General features: G+C 64.8%; 22 protein-coding genes and 1 tRNA gene. 8 read left to right on the plus strand and 15 right to left on the minus strand.

Annotation, left to right across the window (positions count from 1 at the left end; translation table 11 throughout):
• Window positions 1–39: 39 nt before the first annotated feature.
• The 3 genes from ACQR1L_RS11185 to ACQR1L_RS11195 form a co-directional block, all read right to left on the minus strand.
• The gene (locus ACQR1L_RS11185; RefSeq protein ID WP_434858008.1) at window positions 40–1,332 is read right to left on the minus strand and encodes a TRAP transporter large permease; all 1,293 of its coding nucleotides are present in this window, start codon (window positions 1,330–1,332) and stop codon (window positions 40–42) included.
• A complete protein-coding gene (locus tag ACQR1L_RS11190) occupies window positions 1,323–1,868 on the minus strand; it encodes a TRAP transporter small permease (RefSeq protein ID WP_315723134.1) in 546 nt (181 codons plus the stop codon). Before ACQR1L_RS11190 ends, ACQR1L_RS11185 begins: the two co-directional genes overlap by 10 nt.
• A 118-nt stretch (window positions 1,869–1,986) precedes the next feature.
• Window positions 1,987–2,958, minus strand: a complete 972-nt coding sequence (locus tag ACQR1L_RS11195; protein ID WP_434858009.1) for a TRAP transporter substrate-binding protein — start codon at window positions 2,956–2,958, stop codon at window positions 1,987–1,989.
• Between the two features lie 465 nt (window positions 2,959–3,423).
• On the opposite strand from ACQR1L_RS11195, the gene ACQR1L_RS11200 reads away from it, so the two are divergent.
• The 7 genes from ACQR1L_RS11200 (at window position 3,424) to ptsN (ending at window position 10,320) form a co-directional block, all read left to right on the plus strand.
• Window positions 3,424–4,038 carry a ribonuclease D gene (locus tag ACQR1L_RS11200; protein ID WP_434858010.1) on the plus strand — a complete coding sequence of 205 codons (615 nt, stop codon included), beginning with the start codon at window positions 3,424–3,426 and terminating at the stop codon, window positions 4,036–4,038.
• Between the two features lie 151 nt (window positions 4,039–4,189).
• Window positions 4,190–4,891 (plus strand): LPS export ABC transporter periplasmic protein LptC, encoded by a 702-nt coding sequence (lptC, locus tag ACQR1L_RS11205; protein ID WP_434858011.1) that lies wholly within the window; start codon window positions 4,190–4,192, stop codon window positions 4,889–4,891.
• 4 nt (window positions 4,892–4,895) lie between these two features.
• Complete coding sequence (locus ACQR1L_RS11210; protein WP_434858012.1) at window positions 4,896–5,588, plus strand: LptA/OstA family protein; 693 nt, start codon at window positions 4,896–4,898, stop codon at window positions 5,586–5,588.
• Between the two features lie 389 nt (window positions 5,589–5,977).
• Window positions 5,978–7,012, plus strand: a complete 1,035-nt coding sequence (gene lptB / locus ACQR1L_RS11215; RefSeq protein ID WP_434858013.1) for an LPS export ABC transporter ATP-binding protein — start codon at window positions 5,978–5,980, stop codon at window positions 7,010–7,012.
• Window positions 7,013–7,236: 224 nt separating this feature from the next.
• Window positions 7,237–8,874 carry an RNA polymerase factor sigma-54 gene (gene rpoN / locus ACQR1L_RS11220; protein ID WP_434858014.1) on the plus strand — a complete coding sequence of 546 codons (1,638 nt, stop codon included), beginning with the start codon at window positions 7,237–7,239 and terminating at the stop codon, window positions 8,872–8,874.
• 72 nt (window positions 8,875–8,946) lie between these two features.
• Window positions 8,947–9,549, plus strand: a complete 603-nt coding sequence (gene hpf, locus ACQR1L_RS11225; RefSeq protein WP_434858015.1) for a ribosome hibernation-promoting factor, HPF/YfiA family — start codon at window positions 8,947–8,949, stop codon at window positions 9,547–9,549.
• A 309-nt stretch (window positions 9,550–9,858) separates the two neighbouring features.
• Complete coding sequence (gene ptsN / locus ACQR1L_RS11230) at window positions 9,859–10,320, plus strand: PTS IIA-like nitrogen regulatory protein PtsN (RefSeq protein WP_011923380.1); 462 nt, start codon at window positions 9,859–9,861, stop codon at window positions 10,318–10,320.
• Between the two features lie 2 nt (window positions 10,321–10,322).
• Here ptsN and ACQR1L_RS11235 read toward each other — a convergent pair whose 3' ends face one another.
• The 10 genes from ACQR1L_RS11235 to ACQR1L_RS11280 all read right to left on the minus strand — a co-directional run bounded on the left by ACQR1L_RS11235 (window position 10,323) and on the right by ACQR1L_RS11280 (window position 19,285).
• Window positions 10,323–11,279 carry a sulfotransferase domain-containing protein gene (locus ACQR1L_RS11235; protein WP_434858016.1) on the minus strand — a complete coding sequence of 319 codons (957 nt, stop codon included), beginning with the start codon at window positions 11,277–11,279 and terminating at the stop codon, window positions 10,323–10,325.
• 170 nt (window positions 11,280–11,449) lie between these two features.
• Window positions 11,450–11,983 carry a GNAT family N-acetyltransferase gene (locus tag ACQR1L_RS11240; protein WP_434858017.1) on the minus strand — a complete coding sequence of 178 codons (534 nt, stop codon included), beginning with the start codon at window positions 11,981–11,983 and terminating at the stop codon, window positions 11,450–11,452.
• 137 nt (window positions 11,984–12,120) lie between these two features.
• Window positions 12,121–12,381 carry a DUF1150 family protein gene (locus ACQR1L_RS11245; RefSeq protein WP_434858018.1) on the minus strand — a complete coding sequence of 87 codons (261 nt, stop codon included), beginning with the start codon at window positions 12,379–12,381 and terminating at the stop codon, window positions 12,121–12,123.
• A 58-nt stretch (window positions 12,382–12,439) separates the two neighbouring features.
• Entirely contained in the window at window positions 12,440–12,865 is a 426-nt protein-coding gene (locus tag ACQR1L_RS11250; RefSeq protein ID WP_006613108.1) for an Hsp20 family protein, read from the minus strand.
• A 135-nt stretch (window positions 12,866–13,000) separates the two neighbouring features.
• The gene (locus ACQR1L_RS11255; protein WP_434858019.1) at window positions 13,001–14,080 is read right to left on the minus strand and encodes a sn-glycerol-3-phosphate import ATP-binding protein UgpC; all 1,080 of its coding nucleotides are present in this window, start codon (window positions 14,078–14,080) and stop codon (window positions 13,001–13,003) included.
• A 113-nt stretch (window positions 14,081–14,193) separates the two neighbouring features.
• On the minus strand, window positions 14,194–15,042 hold the full coding sequence (gene ugpE, locus ACQR1L_RS11260) for a sn-glycerol-3-phosphate ABC transporter permease UgpE (protein WP_434858020.1): 849 nt from the start codon (window positions 15,040–15,042) through the stop codon (window positions 14,194–14,196).
• Window positions 15,042–15,923 (minus strand): sn-glycerol-3-phosphate ABC transporter permease UgpA, encoded by an 882-nt coding sequence (gene ugpA, locus ACQR1L_RS11265; RefSeq protein WP_434858021.1) that lies wholly within the window; start codon window positions 15,921–15,923, stop codon window positions 15,042–15,044. Before ugpA ends, ugpE begins: the two co-directional genes overlap by 1 nt.
• 85 nt (window positions 15,924–16,008) lie before the next feature.
• The gene (ugpB, locus tag ACQR1L_RS11270) at window positions 16,009–17,325 is read right to left on the minus strand and encodes a sn-glycerol-3-phosphate ABC transporter substrate-binding protein UgpB (protein ID WP_434858022.1); all 1,317 of its coding nucleotides are present in this window, start codon (window positions 17,323–17,325) and stop codon (window positions 16,009–16,011) included.
• 191 nt (window positions 17,326–17,516) lie between these two features.
• Window positions 17,517–18,719, minus strand: a complete 1,203-nt coding sequence (locus ACQR1L_RS11275) for a CaiB/BaiF CoA transferase family protein (RefSeq protein ID WP_434858023.1) — start codon at window positions 18,717–18,719, stop codon at window positions 17,517–17,519.
• A 140-nt stretch (window positions 18,720–18,859) separates the two neighbouring features.
• Entirely contained in the window at window positions 18,860–19,285 is a 426-nt protein-coding gene (locus ACQR1L_RS11280; RefSeq protein WP_434858024.1) for an organic hydroperoxide resistance protein, read from the minus strand.
• A gap of 174 nt (window positions 19,286–19,459) precedes the next feature.
• Here ACQR1L_RS11280 and ACQR1L_RS11285 point away from each other — a divergent pair, with 174 nt between their 5' ends.
• The gene (locus ACQR1L_RS11285; protein WP_434858025.1) at window positions 19,460–19,918 is read left to right on the plus strand and encodes a MarR family winged helix-turn-helix transcriptional regulator; all 459 of its coding nucleotides are present in this window, start codon (window positions 19,460–19,462) and stop codon (window positions 19,916–19,918) included.
• A gap of 4 nt (window positions 19,919–19,922) precedes the next feature.
• On the opposite strand, the gene ACQR1L_RS11290 is transcribed toward ACQR1L_RS11285, so the two are convergent.
• Together ACQR1L_RS11290 and ACQR1L_RS11295 are read right to left on the minus strand one after the other, a co-directional pair.
• On the minus strand, window positions 19,923–20,174 hold the full coding sequence (locus tag ACQR1L_RS11290) for a GIY-YIG nuclease family protein (RefSeq protein ID WP_434858026.1): 252 nt from the start codon (window positions 20,172–20,174) through the stop codon (window positions 19,923–19,925).
• A gap of 220 nt (window positions 20,175–20,394) precedes the next feature.
• Window positions 20,395–20,470, minus strand: a tRNA-Ala gene (locus tag ACQR1L_RS11295).
• Between the last annotated feature and the right edge of the window lie 25 nt (window positions 20,471–20,495).

Consider the following 20,495-nt stretch of genomic DNA (forward strand, 5'->3'; position numbering starts at 1 on the left):
TGCGCGGTTCGCCGGCCGACGCCGGCGACAGCGTTTCACCTATCCCTTATACCCCATCAACAGCCGCGGCAGCCAAAGCGAGAACGCCGGGACGTAGGTCACGAACATCAGCGCGGCGATCAGCGCGGCGTAGAACGGCAGGATGGTGCGCATGACGGCGCCGACCGAGATGCCGCCGATGGCGCAGCCGACGAATTGCGTGGTGCCGACCGGCGGGGTGTTGAGGCCGAGCGCGCAGTTGATCAGCATCAGCATGCCGAACTGCACGGGGTCCATGCCCGCCTTCATCGCGATCGGCAGGAAGATGGGGGTGCAGATCAGGATGGTCGCCGCCATGTCCATGAAGGTGCCGAGCAGGAACAGGATGATGTTGATCAAGAGGAAGATCATCCAGGGCTGCGACGACACCTTGTTCATCAGGTCGCCGGCGAAATCGGCGACCTCGTAGAGTCCCATCAAATACTGGAACATCGTGGAGACGCCGATCAGCAGCAGCACCACGCCGGTGGTCTTGACCGCCTTCGCCGCGGCCCGCAGGAAATTCTGCAAGGTCATGGTGCGGTAGATGAAGAACGTCAGCAGGATCGTGTAGGTGACCGCAACGGCGGCGGACTCCGTGGCGGTGAAGACGCCGGACAGGATGCCCGCGAGGATGATGCCGACGATCAGCAGGCCGGGCAGCGCCGCGGCGAACGAGCGGAACACTTCCGACCAGCCGGGAAACTTGCCGGCGGGATAGCCGCGCTTCACGGCGACGGCGTAGGCCGCGACCAGCATGCAGACCATCAGCACCAGCGCCGGCAGCAGGCCCGCCGCGATCAGCGCGCCGATCGACACCTTGCCGCCGGCGGCGAGCGCATAGATGATCATGTTGTGGCTGGTCGGCATCAGCGCGCCGACGAGCGAGGCGTGGGTGGTGACGTTGACGGCGTAGTCGGTGTCGAAGCCTTCCTTCTTCATCATCGGGATCATCACCGCGCCCATCGCCGAGACGTCCGCGACCGGAGAGCCGGAGACGCCGCCGAACAGCGTGCAGGCGACGACGTTGGACATGCCCAGCCCGCCGCGGATGTGGCCCACGAGGTTCTTGGCGAGCTGCACGATCTTGTCGGCGACGCCGCCATGCAGCATCAGCTCGCCGCTGAACACGAAGAACGGGATGGCGAGGAACGAGAAGATGTTCATCCCCGACATCATCTGCTGGAAGATCACGGCGACCGGCAGGCCTTCGTAGAGAATGGTGCAGATCGCGGAGAGGCCGATCGCGAACGCAACGGGGACGCCGAGGATGAGGAAGCCGAAGAAGGTGGCGCCGAGAATGATCAGTTCCATGACGGGACGACCTCTTCACCGCGCAGCAGGGCGATGATGTGCTCGATGGAGAAGGAGACGATCAGCAGTCCGGACACGACCAGCGGGATGTAGCGGACGAGCTCGGGCAGGCCGAGATTGGCGATCTTCACGGTGCCGACGGAGGCACCGAGGATCCAGCCGTTATAGGCCATGGCGATGCCGAACAGCGCGACCAGCACGTGGATCACGAGCTCGATCTTCTCGCGCGTCGAGTCCGGCAGCATCACGAGCAGGCTGTCCATCCCGATATGGCCGGCGTCGCGGACGCCGACGGCGGCGCCGATCAGAGTGACATAGAGAATGAGGACCAGCGCCAGATTCTCGGTCCAGGTCGGGCTGGAGTTGAGCACGTAGCGGCCGAACACCTGGTAGAAGACGATGGTGACGATGACGAGCAGGCCGGCGACGGACAGATACATGCCGAGCCGCGCGATGATCGCGTTGATCCGCGACAGCGGACCGCGCGACGGCCGTCCTTCCCCGTGCTCGTGGTCGCCGACATGTGGGTCCGTCATTCCCGTCCCTCCCCTGGCTTTGCTCCGGCGCCGCCTGATGGCGACGCCGGATGTCTGTTTGTTGTTCTTGGTCGATGTCGTTGACGTCGCGACTTTGACGTCGCGACGTCGAAGTCGCTTACTTCGTGTCCTGGATGCGCTTGACGAGGCTCGAGAGCTTCTCGTCGCCGGCGAACTTCTGGTAGACCGGCTTCATCGCATCGACGAATTCCTGCTTGTTGGCGACCGTCACGACCTGGACGCCGGCGGCTTCGACGATCTTGCGGGAAGCCTGCTCGCGCTCGTCCCACAGCTTGCGCATGACCGGCACGGACTCCTTGGCGGCCTTGCGGACCATCGCCTGGTCTTCCTTGCTGAGCGTGTCCCAGACCTTCTTCGACATCACGAGGACTTCCGGCGCGAGCGAGTGCTCGGTGATGTTGTAGTACTTGGCGGCCTCGAAATGGCGCGAGGATTCGTAAGACGGCCAGTTGTTCTCGGCGGCGTCGACCAGGCCGGTCTTGAGCGCGGTGTAGACCTCGCCATAGGGCATCGGGGTCGGGTTGGCGCCGAGGCTCTGGATCATGCCGACCCAGAGATCGGACTGCTGGACGCGGATCTTGAGGCCCTTGAGGTCGGCGAGCGACTTGACCGGCGCCTTGACCGTGTAGATCGAGCGCGCGCCGCTGTCGTAATAGGCCAGGCCGATCAGGCCGGCCGGCTCCATGGCGGCGAGGATCTCGTCGCCGATCGGGCCATCGAGCACGTTGCGCATGTGCTGGGTGTCGCGGAACACGAAGGGCAGGCACAGCGCCACGGTCTCGGGCACGAAATTGTTGAGGGGCGAGGAGTTGATGCGCATCATGTCGAGCGCGCCGATCTTGAGCTGCTCGATCGTGTCCTTCTCGGAGCCGAGCGCGCCGTTCGGGAACACCTTGACGCCGAGCTTGCCGCCGCTCGCGGCCGCGAGCTGCTTGCCCATGAACTTGACGGCTTCGACGGTCGGATAGTCGGCGGGGTGGACGTCGGCGGAGCGGAAGTCGCGGGCGATCGCCAGGGGGGACGTCACCGCCAGCACGGCGGCCGCAATGATCCCGGTCAGTGTCTTCATCTCGGTTTCCTCCTGTGATTGTGTCGTTGGTGGGCAGATACTGCAGGCCGCCTTGGGTCGCTCCACTCCAGATGCGAAGTCAAGCGCCATCGTCGTGCCTAGGGGGACCGGCATTGTCTGTCCAAGCCAAAGGCGGCATCGATCAATGCAGGACTTGCATCGATCGACGGACGCCGATTTTGCTGCGATGCAAACGGGGGACGCGCCTGTTCTCGCCGGAGGTGGTCGTCGCGCAGGACAACCGCGGCGATGCGGCCGGCGGGTGTCTGATGCGGGCAGTGCGCGTCCGGTCCGGCCCTTGCGCCGGGGCGGCCGGGCTGGCATTCCCTCGGCAGATTTCGCGGTCCGGCGCCCGCGTTTGCCGGTTGGTTACCGGCGCCGGGCTACAGCCGGCGTCTGAGCGCTTCCTGCGGCGTCGCTTCGGCCCGTCGCGTCCGACACGATTCGACCGAGGTTTTGACATCCATGACCGTCCGCCTGCACCGTGGCGACCTGCCTGATCTGTCCCGCTACACCTCGTCGGTCGCGATCGACACCGAGACGATGGGACTCAATCCGCACCGCGACCGTCTCTGCGTGGTGCAGCTGTCGCCCGGCGACGGCTCGGCCGACGTGGTGCAGATCCCCAAGGGGCACACCGACGCGCCGAACCTCAAGGCGCTGCTCGGCAATCCCGACGTCACCAAGATCTTCCACTTCGCGCGCTTCGACGTCGCGACACTGTTTCATACGTTCGGCGTGATGCCGCAGCCCGTGTATTGCACCAAGATCGCCTCGCGACTGGCGCGCACCTACACCGATCGCCATGGGCTGAAGGATCTCGTCCGCGAGTTGCTCAATGTCGATCTGTCGAAGCAGCAGCAGTCGAGCGATTGGGGCGCCGATACCCTGAGCGAGCCGCAGCTCGCCTACGCCGCCTCCGATGTGCTGCATCTGCATGCGCTGCGCGAGAAGCTCGACGTGATGCTGGCGCGGGAAGGGCGGCTGGCGCTGGCCCAGGCCTGTTTCGCGTTCCTGCCGCATCGGGCCACCCTCGATCTGGGCGGATTCGAGGCGGAGGACATCTTCGCGCATTCCTGAGGTCGGCAGGGCGTTCAGGATCATTAATGTCTCTTAATGATCCAAGGCGTCCTGCGTCGTGATTTCGCGGCAGTTCCAGGCTGCAATGGCCGGCATGCCCATGGTAGGATGAGCGCCGTTGCGCGCGCATCCCGTGCCCGTCGGAGTCCTGGTGAACTCGGTCCACAACCCCGTCTACGATCCCACCCTGCAGGCGCGTTTCGCGGTGGCGGCGCGCCACAGCCGGCTCGTGCGCCTGCTGCGGGTGGCCGTGCCGGCGGCGGTTGGCGTGGCCATGGCTGTGGTGATCGGCATCGCACTGTTCAATCCGTTCAAGATGAAGGTCGACACCGGCAACCTGACCGGCAATCTCGTCATCTCCGGGCGGAAGATCACGATGGAGACGCCGCATCTCACCGGCTTTACGCCGGACCAGCGGCCCTATGACCTCGTCGCCCACAGCGCGGTGCAGGACCTCACCGACCCCGATCATGTCGAGCTCAACATCCTCCGCGCCAAGGTGCTGATGGAGGATCAGTCGACGGTGACGCTCAAGGCCAACACCGGCGTGTTCGACACCAAGCAGCAGCAGCTCGAATTGAAGAAGGACATCCTGCTGACGACCTCCACCGGCTACGAGGCGCGCCTCAGCCGCGCCTCCGTCGACATGGCCAAGGGCACCGTGAGCTCGGACGAGCGCGTCGACGTCAAGCTCACCAACGGCACCCTGTCGGCGGACAAGCTGCGCATCACCGAGAATGGCGATGTCATCCGCTTCGAGGGCAATGTCGTGATGAACCTCGACACCGTGAATGCCGCCCCGGCTACGACCGCGAGCGCCGATGCCGGCCGTGCGGCCCGCAACACGAAGTGATCCAATGACCCCGTGCCGTTTCAACTCCGCCCTCATCCGCGCCGCCGGCTTCGCCGTGCTGGCGCTGCTCGCGCTGCCCGTTCCGTCGCAGGCCCAGAGCTCGATCACCGGCCAGCAGAATGCTCTCCAGGGCTTCTCGCAGAACCGCGACCAGCCGATCCAGATCGAGGCGGCGTCATTGGAGATGCGCGACAAGAAGAAGGAGGCGACCTTCTCCGGCAATGTGAAGGTCGTGCAGGGCGACACCACCATGACGTCGAAGTCCCTGGTGGTGTTCTATGACGGCGGCGCCCAGCAGGGCGGCGCCAAGCCGGCCAAGGCGGCGCCGGCGGCAGCGCCCGGACCGGAGGGCAGCTCGGCGATCCGCCGCATGGAGGCGCGCGGTGACGTCAAGGTGACCCAGAAGGACCAGGTGGTCACCGGCGAGACCGCGGTCTACGACACCAAGACCAACATGATCACGATGCAGGGCGGCGTGGTCATGACCCAGTGCAAGAACGTCATGCGCGGCGACCGCCTGACCGTGGACATGACGACCGGCGTGTCGCGGGTCGAATCCGACGGCGGCCGCGGCGTGCAGGTGCTGCTGCCGAATGCGGGCTCAGGCTCGGGCAACGGCGGCGGATGCGGTCCGTCGACAGCCTCGGGCGCCGGGTCTGCCCCGCCGCTCCAGCTCGGTCCGGGCAAACCCAAGTGATCCTAAAGCCAAGTGATCACAAACTGAGTGATCTCAATTATTTACCGGAACGCTCGCGGCTGCAGTTGAACCCTGCCGCAAGCGCCTCTATCTAGCGGTCGGCGGATTCTGTTGCAGGACGGTACAGTTGGCGTATCTCGACGCCGCTGCCTGGACCGCGGCGGGTGATGCCGGACACGATTGCGATCTTGCGATCGGTCGCCAGCTCTCGCGACCGCGACTTCGCCGTCAAACGATGAACTCCGGAGCGCGGGCGTTGCTCGCGCTTTGGCCGGCCTCGCGGCTCCTGTGATCCGCGGGTGAGGTGACATGCGTTCGCTCGCGGTGAGCGGGCGAGCCAGCGCTGCGGCCGGTGACGGGCAGCTTCGAAGGGCGTAAGCGAAGCGGGGATGGTGGATCTACTCGGCATGTTTCGTGGACGTCCCGCCAAGCGCGGCCAGCGTGGCTCGGCGCGCCGACGCGACGACATCACGGCCATGGACGATCCGTTCAATCCCTCGCAGGTCGACGATCCCCTGGCCGCGCTCGCCGACTCCGTCCGCAATGAGTCCGCTCGTAACGAGCAGCAGCCGGCGATGCGCATCAATCCGCGCTCGCCGCAGAACACCGAGCAGATCCAGCGCAAACGGCCGGCCTCGCAGCCGGTGCCCGCCAAGCCGCGCAGCAACGGTACGGGCGGCGGTGTGCAGCTGTTGCGCCGTCCCGGATTCCTGGCGGTGCATTCGATCGAGAAGAGCTTTGGCAGCCGCCAGGTCGTGCGCGGCGTGTCGATCTATGTCCGCCGCGGCGAGGCGGTCGGATTGCTCGGGCCGAACGGCGCCGGCAAGACCACCGTGTTCTACATGATCACCGGGCTGATCAAGGCCGATCGCGGCGCCATCGAGCTCGACGGCCACGACGTCACGCGGCTGCCGATGTATCAGCGCGCGCGACTAGGAATCGGCTATCTGCCGCAGGAGGCCTCGATCTTCCGCGGCCTCACGGTCGAGCAGAACATCCGCGCCGTGCTCGAAGTGGTCGAGCCCTCGCGCAAGAAGCGCGAGCGCGAGCTCGATGCGCTGCTCGAGGAATTCACCATCACGCGGCTGCGCAAGTCGCCGTCGATCGCGCTGTCCGGCGGTGAGCGCCGCCGCGTCGAGATCGCGCGCGCGCTCGCCACGCGCCCGAACTACATGCTGCTCGACGAGCCGTTCGCCGGCATCGATCCGATCGCGGTCGGCGACATTCAGCAACTGGTGCGCCATCTCACCAATCGCGGCATCGGCGTGCTCATCACCGACCATAACGTCCGCGAGACGCTGGGCCTCACCGACCGCGCCTACATCGTCTATGCCGGGCAGATTCTCACCGAGGGCAGCCCGGAGGAGATCGTTGCCGATCCCGACGTGCGAAGGCTCTATCTCGGCGAGGAGTTCAGGCTGTAGGATACCGGACGCGGTCTTTGTCGGCTTTGTCGTCGGTATTGTCGCGGGTGTGACAGCCGACGGAAATGCTGCAATTCACGCTGTTTCCGTTCGGCTCCCGAGGGCCGGTAACCTCGTCTTGTCAGGCGCGCCATACTCCGTTTTTCTTATTCGTCAAGCCGTGTACATCGCGCGCAGATTAGGATAAGCAAGAATTGGACCAGTAAGGGAATGTTCTTGCTCCCATGGCGTTGACGCAGAGATTAGAATTCCGCCAGTCACAGTCGCTGGTGATGACGCCGCAGCTGATGCAGGCGATCAAGCTGCTGCAGCTGTCCAATCTCGACCTCTCCACATTCGTTGAAGAGGAACTGGAGCGCAATCCGCTGCTGGAGCGCGCGAGCGACGGCCCGGAAGCGCCGGTCGCCGGCGAGCAGCAGATGGCCGAGCGCAGTGAATTCTCCGAGGGCGGGGAAGCCGGTGGCGAGGATTTCGGCGACGGCGGCAGCTCTGCCGGCGAGAGCTATGAGAGCGCCCCCGAAGACTGGATGAGCCGCGATCTCGGCACGCGTACGGAGATCGAACAGACGCTCGATTCCGGCCTCGAGAACGTCTTTTCTGAAGAACCTGCGGAAGCGGCGGCGCGCAATGCGCAGGACGCCGCGCCGACGACCTACACCGAATGGGGCGGCGGCGCCTCCGGTGACGAGGACTACAATCTCGAAGCCTTCGTCGCCGCCGAGACCACGCTGTCGGATCATCTCGCCGAGCAGGCCGCGGTGGCCTTCGTCTCGCCGGCCGATCGCATGATCGGCCAATATCTGATCGATCTCGTCGACGAGGCCGGCTATCTGCCGGCCGATCTCGGCCAGGCCGCCGACCGGCTCGGCGCCGAGCAGGCCGATGTCGATGCTGTCTTGGGCGTGCTGCAGACTTTCGATCCGCCCGGCATCTGCGCGCGCAATTTGAGCGAATGTCTCGCGATCCAGCTGCGCGAGCTCGACCGCTACGATCCGGCGATGCAGGCGCTGATCGAGCATCTCGATCTCCTTGCGAAGCGCGACTTTGCGGCTTTGCGCAAGCTGTGCGGCGTGGACGACGAGGATCTCGTCGATATGATCGGCGAGATCCGACGGCTCGATCCGAAGCCCGGCCTCAAATTCGGCACCACGCGCACGCAGACTATGGTTCCCGACGTCTATGTACGGCCGGGTCCGGACGGCGGCTGGCTGGTCGAGCTCAACAGCGACACGCTGCCGCGCGTCCTGGTGAACCAGGTCTATTACTCCGAGCTGTCGAAGACGATCCGCAAGGATGGCGACAAGTCCTACTTCACCGACTGCCTGCAGAACGCGACGTGGCTGGTACGCGCGCTCGACCAGCGCGCGCGCACGATCCTGAAAGTGGCGACCGAGATCGTGCGCCAGCAGGATGGTTTCTTCACGCATGGCGTCGCGCATCTCAGGCCCTTGAATCTCAAGGCCGTCGCGGACGCGATCCAGATGCACGAATCGACGGTGTCGCGCGTCACCGCCAACAAATACATGGCGACCAATCGCGGCACGTTCGAGCTGAAATACTTCTTCACCGCCTCGATCGCCTCGGCCGATGGCGGCGAGGCGCATTCCGCGGAAGCGGTGCGGCATCACATCAAGCAGCTGATCGATGCGGAAGATCCCTCCGCAATTCTCTCCGACGATACCATCGTCGAGAAGCTGCGCGCCGCCGGCATCGACATCGCGCGCCGCACGGTCGCGAAATACCGGGAGGCGATGCGGATCCCGTCCTCGGTACAGCGCCGACGGGACAAGCAGAGCATGCTGGCGCATGCGATGTCGTCGCCGGCCAGCGCCGACCGGACCCGGGATACCGCGTCAGTTTGACCGTGCCGCGCGATTGCGCCTTAACCAAATAGGCTTAGTGTCGTCATCGGTTCACATGAATCGAGGCGACACATGACCCTGCGGATTTCCGGAAAAAGCATCAGCGTCAGCGAAACGCTGCGCGGCCGCGTCAGCGAGCGCACCGACGAGGTCTTACGCAAATACTTCGACGGCAATTATTCCGGCCACGTCACGCTCTCCAAGGACGGCTTCGGGTTCAAGACCGATTGCGCCCTGCATCTCGATTCCGGAATCACGCTCGAGGCCGAATCGAACGCTGCGGATGCCTATGCCAGCGCCGATCAGGCGCTGCTGATGATCGAAAAGCGGCTGCGACGCTACAAGAGCAGGTTGAAGGACCGCTCGGCGCGCAAGACGCATGCGGCCAACGCCGCGCTGGCCGGGCTCGACGGCGAGGTGCTGGATGCGCCGAGCTATGTGATCGAGGCGCCCGCCGAGGGCGACGAGGAGATCACCGGCTACAATCCCGTCATCATCGCCGAGAACACCACGGCGCTGAAGCGCCTGTCGGTGTCGGAAGCCGTCCTGGAGCTCGACCTCTCCGGCGCGCCCTGCATGGTGTTTCAGCACGGTTCGAGCGGCCGGGTGAACATCATCTACCGTCGCGCCGACGGGAATATCGGCTGGGTCGATCCGCCCGCCGTGAAGCCGTAATCGTACGGGTGACCCGGCCCGTCAGCGGAGCGAAAACGGGTTCCCGGTCAGGTGCTTGACCGGGGCTTGCGACGCCACGCCACGGCGGCGAAACGGGCGGCCGGGCGTTGGCGCCTTCAGACCGCCACGCTCGGCGATCTTAAGGATAGGCCGGGGGAACATGCTTGCGGGAGTTGGCACCGCCGTTGCGTTGGGGTAGAAGCCCCCGCATCGGACACGGGTTAAGCCCGCCTGCCGCCTCAGCTTCTTGACGCCGGTCTGTCCCGACCTATTTCGCACACTGACGGTTCAATCACCTCGGAACGCCCTATGCCGATTACCGATCTGGTCGCACCCGAGGCGATCCTGCCGGCTTTGAAGGTCATCAGCAAGAAACAGGCGCTCCAGGAACTGGCGGCGCGTGCGGCTGCGCTGACCGGGCAGAATGAGCGCAGCGTGTTCGAGGTGCTGCTGCAGCGAGAGAAGCTCGGAACCACGGCCGTCGGCTATGGCGTCGCGATTCCCCACGGCAAGCTGCCGAAGCTGGAAAAGCTGTTCGGCCTGTTCGCCAGGCTGGAGCGGCCGATCGATTTCGAGGCCATGGACGGCCAGCCGGTCGATCTCGTCTTCCTGCTGCTCGCCCCCGAAGGCGCCGGCGCCGATCATTTGAAGGCCCTGGCGCGGATCGCCCGCCTGCTGCGCGATCAGGACGTCGCCAAGAAGCTGCGGGCGTCGCGCGATGCCCAGGCGATCTATTCGGTGCTGGCCCTGCCGCCGGCCTCGGCGGCCTGACGTCATCTCAGGGCGCGCCGCAGCGACCGCGACAGCCGGCCAGCAAGCCTTCGCGCGGTACCGAGGCCGATCGCTCGCACGGGCTTGGGCGGTGGTGTCGGCTCATAGCCGAACTCGACGACAAGCTCCTGGAAGTCCTCGCTGCGGAGCAGGTCGAGATGCTGCGGCATCATGCGCTCGGTGTAGATGCCGACCTTCCGATCGCGCCCTGACGACGTGAGACCACGGCCGAGCACATCGAGCTCCGCGGCCGTCTTGCGTGGAAGACCCAGATAGTCGCAAATCCGGTGCAGGACCGGAGACGGCGACGTCGCCATCTCGCCGCCCGCGAGCTCCGCATAAAGCTCTTCGAACCTCACGGTCAGGCAGGCGGGCGAGTCCAGCCAGCTGATGAAATTCCTGATACCCGATCCTGGCCACGAGAGGAGGGTCGACGTGATTCGCGAGGCATCATCGGGATAGGCCGCCGATCCGGCCATCCGTCGGTAGGCGTTCAACTTCCGCATCTTCGGGTAGGCAGCCGAGTGGTAGACGAAGTCCACCCAGCTCACGACGATATCGCGAGGATCGCGGACGATGAACAGCATCTTGTGTTCCGGCCGGCCCAGCAGATATTGCTCGAGATACGGACAGTACTCGGTATGCGAGGCGCAGAAGTAACCGGGCCTGAGGGCGGACGCCCAGAGCGGCGCCGGAAGCGCGCGTCCCTGATCAAGCGAGCCATCCGGATTCAGCTTGCTGATCGATGACGTGTAGGTGTGGTAGCCGACGTCGACATGACCGCCCAGCGCTTTGACGAGTTCGACCAGCAGGTACGTCCCCGCCTTGGGCACGCTGTTGCAGATCACGTAGTATGGGCTCGGCCCTGGCTGAGGACTGTCCAGGAAAACGTGCTGATTGGGTACGGTCCCGCGCGCGAGTTCCCGATAAACGCCCGTGTCGAGCGCTGATCCATCCATCGTCATCCCCCGGCTTGCTCGTCGTGTATCGACTAGCGCCTCCCGCGGGAGGGACAACTTAAGGATTGGACAGCTTCGGTCTAACTCGCTTCAGATGGTGTCGGCTTGTAAATGCGGCTGCTCGGGACATCGATAGAGACAAATTTCTCGAATCCGCTTTGAGGGGCCGCTCAGTTGTTCCCCGACCGGTCCAATGATCTCGCCACTGATCTCACCATGTAGCGGACCGTCTTGGCGCCGCTATGGATGCTGGCTGTCGCCACCGGCTCGAAACCCAGCGCGGCGTGAAACGAATCAGACTGCGGGTTGGGCGGGTCGACATTGACCTCGCAGACGATACGCCGATGCCCCGCGGACCCAGCGTCACGAATCAACTGCGCGTAGAGCATCCGTGCGAGCCCCTGGCCGCGTGCCGTCTGCGCCACCACGATCCGGTCGACATAGACGAATCGGTCGTAGCGCGCCCGGAACCAGCGATAGTTGGGGCTGTCGTAGTCGGCAGTCTCGTCCAGCGCGATCAGCAGCGCATCCGCCGTCCCGATTCGCTGCGCACGCCAGGCCTGATCGATCAGCCGGGCGAACGCCTGCGGGGTCAGCCATGAGAGCTCGGCAGCATGGGTGTTGTTGAGCACGAGCAGCGTGGCCGCGAGCGCAGGCTGTGCCGTCAATTCGGCTGACGTGAGCGGCGTCATCACCGGGGTCATCGAGGGATGTCCAGCAGAGGCTCTCCATGGTCGGAAAAAAGGCCGCCCTCTTCGCAGAGGGCAGCCCTTGAATCAGTGCATGAGCCGCATGGGTCTCACAAGACGCCGTCGTTGCGACCGCGCGCGGCCGGCTTTTCCTAGTGCACGCTCACGGCCTGGAGCTCGTGGCTCCATGCATTCGCAATCGCGGCTTCGCGGCTGTCGGTGAGCATGATCGGCGTGCCGTCGGCGGCATGCAAGGCGAACAGCTTCAGGCCCGGCGCGATGCGCGGTGCTTGCGGAAACAGGCCCGGCACGTCTTCGGAGCGGATCTGCTTCACATAGGCGATGTGACCCTCGCCCAAGGTCGCCAGCGACTCCGGGGAGACGCTCGATTCAGACGCAACATTACCAGTCATGGTCTCGACTCCTTCTGAGACTCAAGCGGTCGAGTCCGCTACTCGTTCCATCAAACCATTATTCGTGTTCATTGATAGCGATTGTCTTAACGATACGCTCAGGCTCGGGCCTGGCGAGATCGACCGACAACAGCCCGTTCTTCAGGTCCGCACCAAGCACATGCATTCCCTCCGCCAGCACGAAGGTGCGCTGGAAGTGGCGCGCGGCGATGCCGCGATGAATGTATTGCCGGGTCTTGTCGTCCTGCTGACGGCCGCGGATGACGAGCTGGTTTTCCTCAATGGTGACATCGAGTTGGTCGCGGGTGAAACCCGCCACCGCCAGCGTGATCCGAAGGCGCTCGGGCTGGCCATTGGTGCGTTCGAACCGCTCGATATTGTACGGCGGATACCCGTCGGCACCTTTGACGACGCGGTCGAGCACGCGCTCGATCTCGTCGAAGCCCAGCAGAAACGGACTGGAGAGCGAAGGAACACGAGACATGGTTTACAAAGTCCTCTCGAAGCGACTTTGACGTTTCGGGACCCTGATGGCATCCCTTGAGCAGCAATATGGGCACGATCCCGGGCGCGTTCAAGCGCCGGAATGTCGGGGGAATCGGCCTGTCTGTGGAAGGGCTTAAACCGGCAGCCTCTGCCGCCCATCGGCCGAGAACAGATGCAGCTTGGTGCGCGGCGCCACGGCGCGGATCCTGGCCCCGATCTCCGGCGCCGTGACGCCGGGCAGCCGCACGATGACGTCGTTGGCGGTCGCGGTCAGCCGGTCATCGCCGTCCGCGTCCTGCCGCGACCCGTAGACATAGGTCTCGGCGCCGACATGCTCGATCGCGTCGACGCGCAGGTCGAGCCCGACACCACCGGCGGGCACGGTCTCGCCGAGCTCGAAATCCTCGGGACGGATGCCGAGCTGGCCGGCCTCGGCCGGGACGGCGTCGGCGCCGTGCAACTGGCGGCGAAGGCCATCCAGCGGCATCAGGTTCATCGGCGGCGCGCCGATGAAGGAGGCGACGAAGGTCGTCGCCGGCTTCTGATAGATGTCGAGCGGATTGCCGATCTGCTCGACCTTGCCGCCGTTCATCACCACCAGGATATCGGCGAGCGTCATCGCCTCGAGCTGGTCGTGGGTGACATAAATGGCCGTGGTGTTGAGCCGGCGCTGCAGCTTGCGGATCTCGACCCGCATCGCGATGCGCAGCTTGGCGTCGAGATTCGACAGCGGCTCGTCGAACAGGAACACTTTTGGCTGGCGTACGATCGCGCGGCCCATCGCGACGCGCTGGCGCTGGCCGCCGGAGAGCTGGCGCGGCTTCCGCTGCAGCATGGTGCCGAGTTCGAGAATTCGCGCGGCGTCCTCGACCCGCGTCTTGATCTCCGCTTCCGGCATGCGGCGATTGCGCAAGCCATAGGCCATGTTGTTGTAGACGGTCATGTGCGGGTAGAGCGCGTAGTTCTGGAACACCATCGCGATGTCGCGCTCGGCCGGCTCGATCGCGTTGACGACGCGGCCGCCGATGTCGATCTCGCCGGACGAGATCGTCTCGAGGCCGGCGACCATGCGCAGCAGCGTTGACTTGCCGCAGCCGGAGGGACCGACGAGCACGCAGAATTGGCCGTCGCCGACCTCGATATCGACGCCTTTGATGGCCTCGAATCCGCCGGGATAGATCTTGCGGACGTTGCGGAGCGTGACGTTGGCCATGGGTTACCTGGAAGCGAATATCGAATAGGGGGTAGGGAATAGGGAAGGGGCTGAAGCGAACCGTCGGGCGAATATCCCTATTCGCCACTCGCACTTCGCCATTCGCCTCCTCTTCACTTTTCCGTCTCCACGAGGCCCTTCACGAACAGGCGCTGCATGAAGACGACGACGGCGACCGGCGGCAGCATCGCCAGCACGGCGGTCGCCATCGCGAGCTGCCATTCGGCGAGCTCGTCGGTGGTGGTCAGCATCTTCTTGATGCCGATCACGATGGTCTGCATCGAATCCTTGGTGGTGATCAGCAGCGGCCAGAGATACTGGTTCCAGCCGTAGATGAACTGGATCACGAACAGCGCCGCCACCGTCGTCATGGACAGCGGCAGTAGCGTGTCCCAGAAGAATCGCAGAGGACCTGCGCCGTCGATGCGCGAGGCTTCCAGCAGCTCGTCGGGGACGGTCATGAAGAACTGGCGGAACAGCAGGGTGCCGGTGGCCGAGGCGATCAGCGGCAGGATCAGGCCCGCATAGGTGTCGAGCATGCGCAAATCGGCGACGACCTTGTAGGTCGGATAGATGCGCACCTCGACCGGCAGCATCAGGGTGATGAAGATGATCCAGAACGCGGTCTTGCGGAACGGAAAACGGAAATAGACGATCGCGAACGCCGACAGGATCGAGATGATGATCTTGCCGACGGCGATGCCGATCGCGGTGATGAAGGAGTTCGCGAGCAGCACGCCGACGGGCTGGTTCATGAACCGTGAGCCGCCGACGAACACGGCGCGATAGTAGTTCTCCAGCATGCGGCCGCCCGGCGTGAGCGGCAGGTTGCCGCTGACGACGGTCGCAGCGTCATAGGTCGAGGCGATGAAGGCGACGTAGACCGGGAAGGCGAAGATCAGCACGCCCAGCGAGAGCACGATGTAGGCGACGAGGTCCCGGAGCGGGCGATGCTCGACCATCAGTACTGCACCTTGCGCTCGACATAGCGGAACTGGATCGCGGTCAGCGCGATCACGATCACCATCAGCACGACCGATTGCGCGGCGGAGCCGCCGAGATCGCCGCCGAGCCGGCCGTCGGCGAACACCTTGTAGACCATCGTGGTGGTCGAGCCGGCCGGGCCGCCGGCGGTGACCGCGTCGATGATGCCGAAGGTCTCGAAGAATACGTAGACGATGTTGACGACCAGCAGGAAGAAGGTGGTCGGCGACAGCAGCGGGAAGATGATGGTCCAGAACCGGCGCAGCGGGCCCGCGCCGTCGATCGCGCCGGCCTCGATCACGCTTTTCGGGATCGCCTGGAGGCCCGCGAGGAAGAACAGGAAGTTGTAGGCGACCTGCTTCCAGACCGCGGCCATCACGACGAGGATCATGGCGTGGGTGCCGTCGAGCATCGGGTTCCAGTTGAAGCCCATGACGCGCAGCGGGCGCGCCAGGGTGCCGAGCGTCGGGTGGAAGATGAAGAACCACAGCACGCCGGCGATCGCCGGCGCGACCGCATAGGGCCAGATCATCAGCGTCTTGTAGGCGGAGGCGCCCTTGAGGTTCTTGTCGGCCTGCGTCGCGAACAGCAGCGCGACGCCGAGCGACAGCACGGTGACCAGCGAGGAGAACACCACGGTCGTGCCGATGGCGGTGTAATATTCCGGCTGGGCGAACAGCGCCTGGTAGTTCTCGAACCCGACGAATTCGGAATTGAGGCCAAACGCGTCCTCGCGCAGGAACGACTGCCAGATTGCCTGGCTGGCCGGCCAGTAGAAGAAGATCAGCGTGATCGCGAGCTGCGGCGCCAGCAGCAGGTAGGGCAGGAGCTTGCCGTTGAAGACGACCGACTTTTCCATGGAGCGCGCCGCGTGAGGGATAGAAGTGAGGCTTCCCCTCCGGCGGGAGAGGAAGCCTCTGGGACGGCCTGACTTTGCCGTTTCCTTACTTGGCCGTTTTCTCGAAGGTGCGCAACATCGCATTGCCGCGGGCAACGGCGGAATCCAGCGCCTCCTTGGCGGTCTTCTTGCCGGCGAGCGCGGCCTCGATCTCCTCGGCCCAGACGTCACGCATCTGCACCATGTTGCCGAAGCGCAGGCCGCGCGAATTCTCGGTCGGCGGCTTGTTGGTGAGCTCCTTCAGCGGCGTCTGCGGCACCGGGTTCTTGTCGTAGAAGCCGTCCGCCTTGGTCTTCTCATAGGCCGCGGTGGTGATCGGCAGATAGCCGGACTCCTGATGCAGCCTGGCCTGGCGGTTGGTGTCCGACAGGAAGGTGAAGAACTTGGCGACGCCCTTGTACTCGTTCGCCGTCTTGCCGCCCATCACCCACAGCGAGGCGCCGCCGATGATCGAGTTCTGCGGCGCGCCCTGCACGTCCGGATAATACGGCATCGGCGCTGAGGTGAAGTCGAACTTCGCGGTGCTCTTGGCGGTGGCGTAGTAGCCCGACGAGGTCATGAAGATCGCGCATTCGCCGGAGCCGAAGCGGCTCTCGGAGGCCGAGCCGCGGCCGGAATAGTCGTAGGTCTTGTCCTTTTGCAGCTCGACGAGGTTCTGCAAATGCTTGATGTGAAGCGGGGTGTTGAATTCCAGCACCGTGTCGAAGCCGTCGAGACCGTTGGCCTTGGTGCCGATCGGCACGTTGTGCCAGGCCGAGAACTGCTCGATGTGCGCCCACGACGCCCAGGCATTGGAGAAGCCGCAGGTGTCGTGACCGGCTGCCTTCAGCTTCTTGGCGGCCTCGAACACCTCCGGCCAAGTCTTCGGAATCTCGGCGACGCCGGCCTTCTTCAGCTCGTCCTTGTTGATCCACATCACCATGGACGACGAGTTGAACGGGAACGACAGCATGTCGCCCTTCGACGTCGAGTAGTAGCCGGTGATCGCCGGCAGATAGGCCTTCGGATCGAACGGCTCGCCCGCTTCCTTCATCAGCTCATAAACCGGCTTGATGGCGCCCTTGGCGCTCATCATCGTCGCGGTGCCGACCTCGAACACCTGCATGATATGAGGCGCGTTGCCGGCGCGGAACGCGGCGATGCCGGCGTTCATCGTGTCGGGATAGGCGCCCTTGAAGGTTGGCACGACCTTGTAGTCGCTCTGCGAGGCGTTGAACTCTTCGGCGAGCTTGTTGACGATGTCGTTGTTGCCGCCGGTCATGGCGTGCCACCACTGGATTTCAGTCACCGCGAGTGCGGGCGAAGCAGCAAAACCAAAGGTGGCTGCAACGGCAGTCGCGGCAGCAATTTGTCGAAATGACATCAAAAAGATCCTCCCATGAACGTCATCGGTCGTGGCGGCCGTTAACAGCGCCAGATGACAGTTATGTGAATGTATAGACGTATGACCTGACGCGGGAAAGCCACGCGCAGTGCGTCCGCGAAAAGCGGTAAATCGCATCTCTCCGTCACCGCGTCGTGGTGCGACGCGGCGACGCAGCGCGTGCGATGCGATCAGCGTTTGCGTTCCGTGCAGACGGTTCCAGCTTTCCGCAACGCTTCGATCTCGCTCGGCGTGTAGCCGAACTCGCTCAGCACCTCCTCGGCGTGCTGGCTGTATTTCGGCGGTGTCGAGCGCAGGCTCGGCTTGGTGCGTTCGAGCCGGATCGGCGACGCCACGCCCTTGTACCAATCCTTCTCGATGACATCGCCGCGATACAGCGTGTGCGGATTGGTCAGCGCCTGATCGATCTTCTGCACCGGGCCGGCGGGCAGGCCGGCGGCGAGCAGGCGGTCGCACAGCGGCTCGGCCTCGAACTGCCGGAACACGGCGGCGAGCTCGGCGCGCAGCGCCTCGCGATTGGCGACGCGGTCGCGGTTGCGGGCGAAGCGCGGATCGGTGCCGAGCTCGGGGCGGCCGATCTCCTTGGCGAGCTTGCGGAAGGTGCCGTCATTGCCGACGCCGATGAAGATGTCGTCGGTCTTGGTCGGGAAGATCGCGTAGGGCACGAGGTTCGGATGCTCGTTGCCGGTCAGCTGTGGCGGCTTGCCATGCATGAAGTAGTTGGCGGTGTGCGGATGCATGATCGCGAGGCCCGTTTCGTAGAGCGTGACCTCGAGGAACTGGCCCTCGCCGGAGCGCTGCCGTTCCGACAGCGCCATCAGGATGCCGATCGCGGCGTAGAGGCCCGTGGTGATGTCGACCAAGGGCACGCCGATCCGCATCGGGCCGCTCTCGGGCGAGCCGGTCGCCGCGATCATGCCGGTCATCGCCTGGATGATCGCGTCATAGCCGGGATTGCCGCCGCGCGGGCCGTCGGCGCCGAAGCCGCAGATGCGGCAGTGCACGAGCTTGGGGAATTTCTCGCGCAGCACGTCGCTGCCGATGCCCCACTTTTCCAGGGTGCCCGGCTTGAAGTTCTCGATCAGCACGTCGGCATTCTCGAGCATCTTCAGCAGCACGACGCGGCCGCCCTCGGAGGCGAGGTCGAGGCCGATCGAGCGCTTGTTGCGGTTGATGCCGACGAAGTAGGCCGCGTCCTCGTCGTGGAACGGAGGGCCCCAGTCGCGGACCTCGTCGCCGGCGGGCGGCTCGACCTTGATCACGTCGGCGCCGTGGTCGGCCAGGATCTGCGTGCAATAGGGGCCGCCGAGCACGCGCGTGAGATCGATCACGCGCAGGCCGGCCATGGCGCCGGGAGCAAATGGGAGTGTCATGGACATCGCGAGGTTGGTTGCAACTCGCGGCCATTAAGCATTGCTGCGCCACTGGCGCAAACGGGCTTACGCGAATGCAGCCCTCGCGAAAAGGCGAGGGCTGCATGGTGCGTGGCGATCTGCCGCAGCAGAATTCAGGCTCAGACGACAGTCAGCTTGACGTCGACATTGCCGCGGGTGGCGTTGGAGTAGGGGCACACCTCGTGCGCCTTGGCGACGAGCGCCTCGGCGTCGGCCTTGGCGAGGCCGGGCAGCGAGACCGCGAGCTCGGCAGTGATGCCGAAACCGCCTTCCGAGCGCGGACCGATGCCGACCGTGGAGGTCACCGACGCATCGGCCGGAACCTTCGGGCCGCCCTGCGAGGCCACGAACTTCATCGCGCCGATGAAGCAGGCGGCGTAGCCGGCCGCGAACAGCTGCTCCGGATTGTTGCCGGCGCCGCCGCCGCCGCCGAGCTCCTTCGGGGTGGCGAGCTTGACGCTCAGCGAGCCGTCGAGGGTGGCCGCCTCGCCGTCGCGGCCGCCGGTGGCCTTGGCGCTGGTCTTGTAGAGCACGTTCACGGACATGGGGTGTCTCCCGATTGGGGTGGAGTGGAATTCAGTGAGGCGTATATTGCACACAAATCGATTGCGCACAATATAATTGTTCGGTAGAAAATTCGTGATCGGTGTTTTCCGGTCGTTGCCGCAGCCCTCGCGCAACGCCCAAGATGTGCCCGACGATCCATCCCTGGTGTGACCATGCCCAAGAAGACGACAGCCGACGTGCCCCTCCAGCTCGGCAGCCAGCTCTGCTTCGCGGTCTATTCGACGGCCCACGCGTTCAACCGCGTCTACAAGCCGCTGCTCGACCGCCTTGGCCTGACCTATCCGCAATATCTGGTGATGCTGGTGCTGTGGGAGGGCGATGGTCTTACCGTGAAGGAGATCGGCGCACGGCTGTTCCTGGACTCGGGCACTCTGACCCCGCTGCTCAAGCGCATGGAGGCGCTGCATCTGCTGACACGGACGCGATCAGCGGAGGACGAGCGCCAGGTGCTGGTGACGCTGACAGGGCAGGGGGCGGCGTTGCGGGAGAAGGCCAAGGCGATCGTGCCGCCGGCGATCCTGGACGCGACAGGCTGCTCGATCGCCGAGCTGGCGGATTTGCACGGCAAGCTGGTGAAGCTAAGGGAGCGGCTGGAGGCGGCGGTGGAGTGAGGGCTCAAGCCGGCCCGAGCAGGCGCTTCTTCGAGAACGCGCGTCCCGAGTGCGATTTCAGATAAGCCTCGAAGGCTAACGCGCGGTGCTTGTCCGGAAAGGCGCAGTACCAGACCAACGTCCAAGGCAAGAACTTGGAGGTGTGGGCTGAGCGGCCGGCGTTGTGATCCTTGAGACGCTGCCGGATGTCCGCGGTCGCGCCGATGTATTCCTGATCGGGAAAGCTGACGCTACGGATGATGTAGACGTACCACATGACGATGGGCTCGCCGCGAGGGATCGCAGGCGCGTATTTTGTGGCCGGGAAAAGAACTTGTCAGCTTGGCTTTCACGCCGTCGCGTCAGCCGAACTCAAACGAGAAGGAAGGACTTCGTTGCTGAGCAGCCCGGCTTCGCCAAGGGGCTTCGCCGGGCACCACGCTTCGCCCTCAGGGCTCCGTCGTGGCTGCGCCACGCGTAGCCCGGAGGGCGAAGCGTGGTGGAGCCAGGCGGGATCGAACCGCCGACCTCTTGCATGCCATGCAAGCGCTCTCCCAGCTGAGCTATGGCCCCTGAACCGAACCGGCGGTCTGGGCGA

The sequence above is a fragment of the Bradyrhizobium sp. HKCCYLR20261 genome, from assembly GCF_051168435.1.
GTDB lineage: Bacteria > Pseudomonadota > Alphaproteobacteria > Rhizobiales > Xanthobacteraceae > Bradyrhizobium.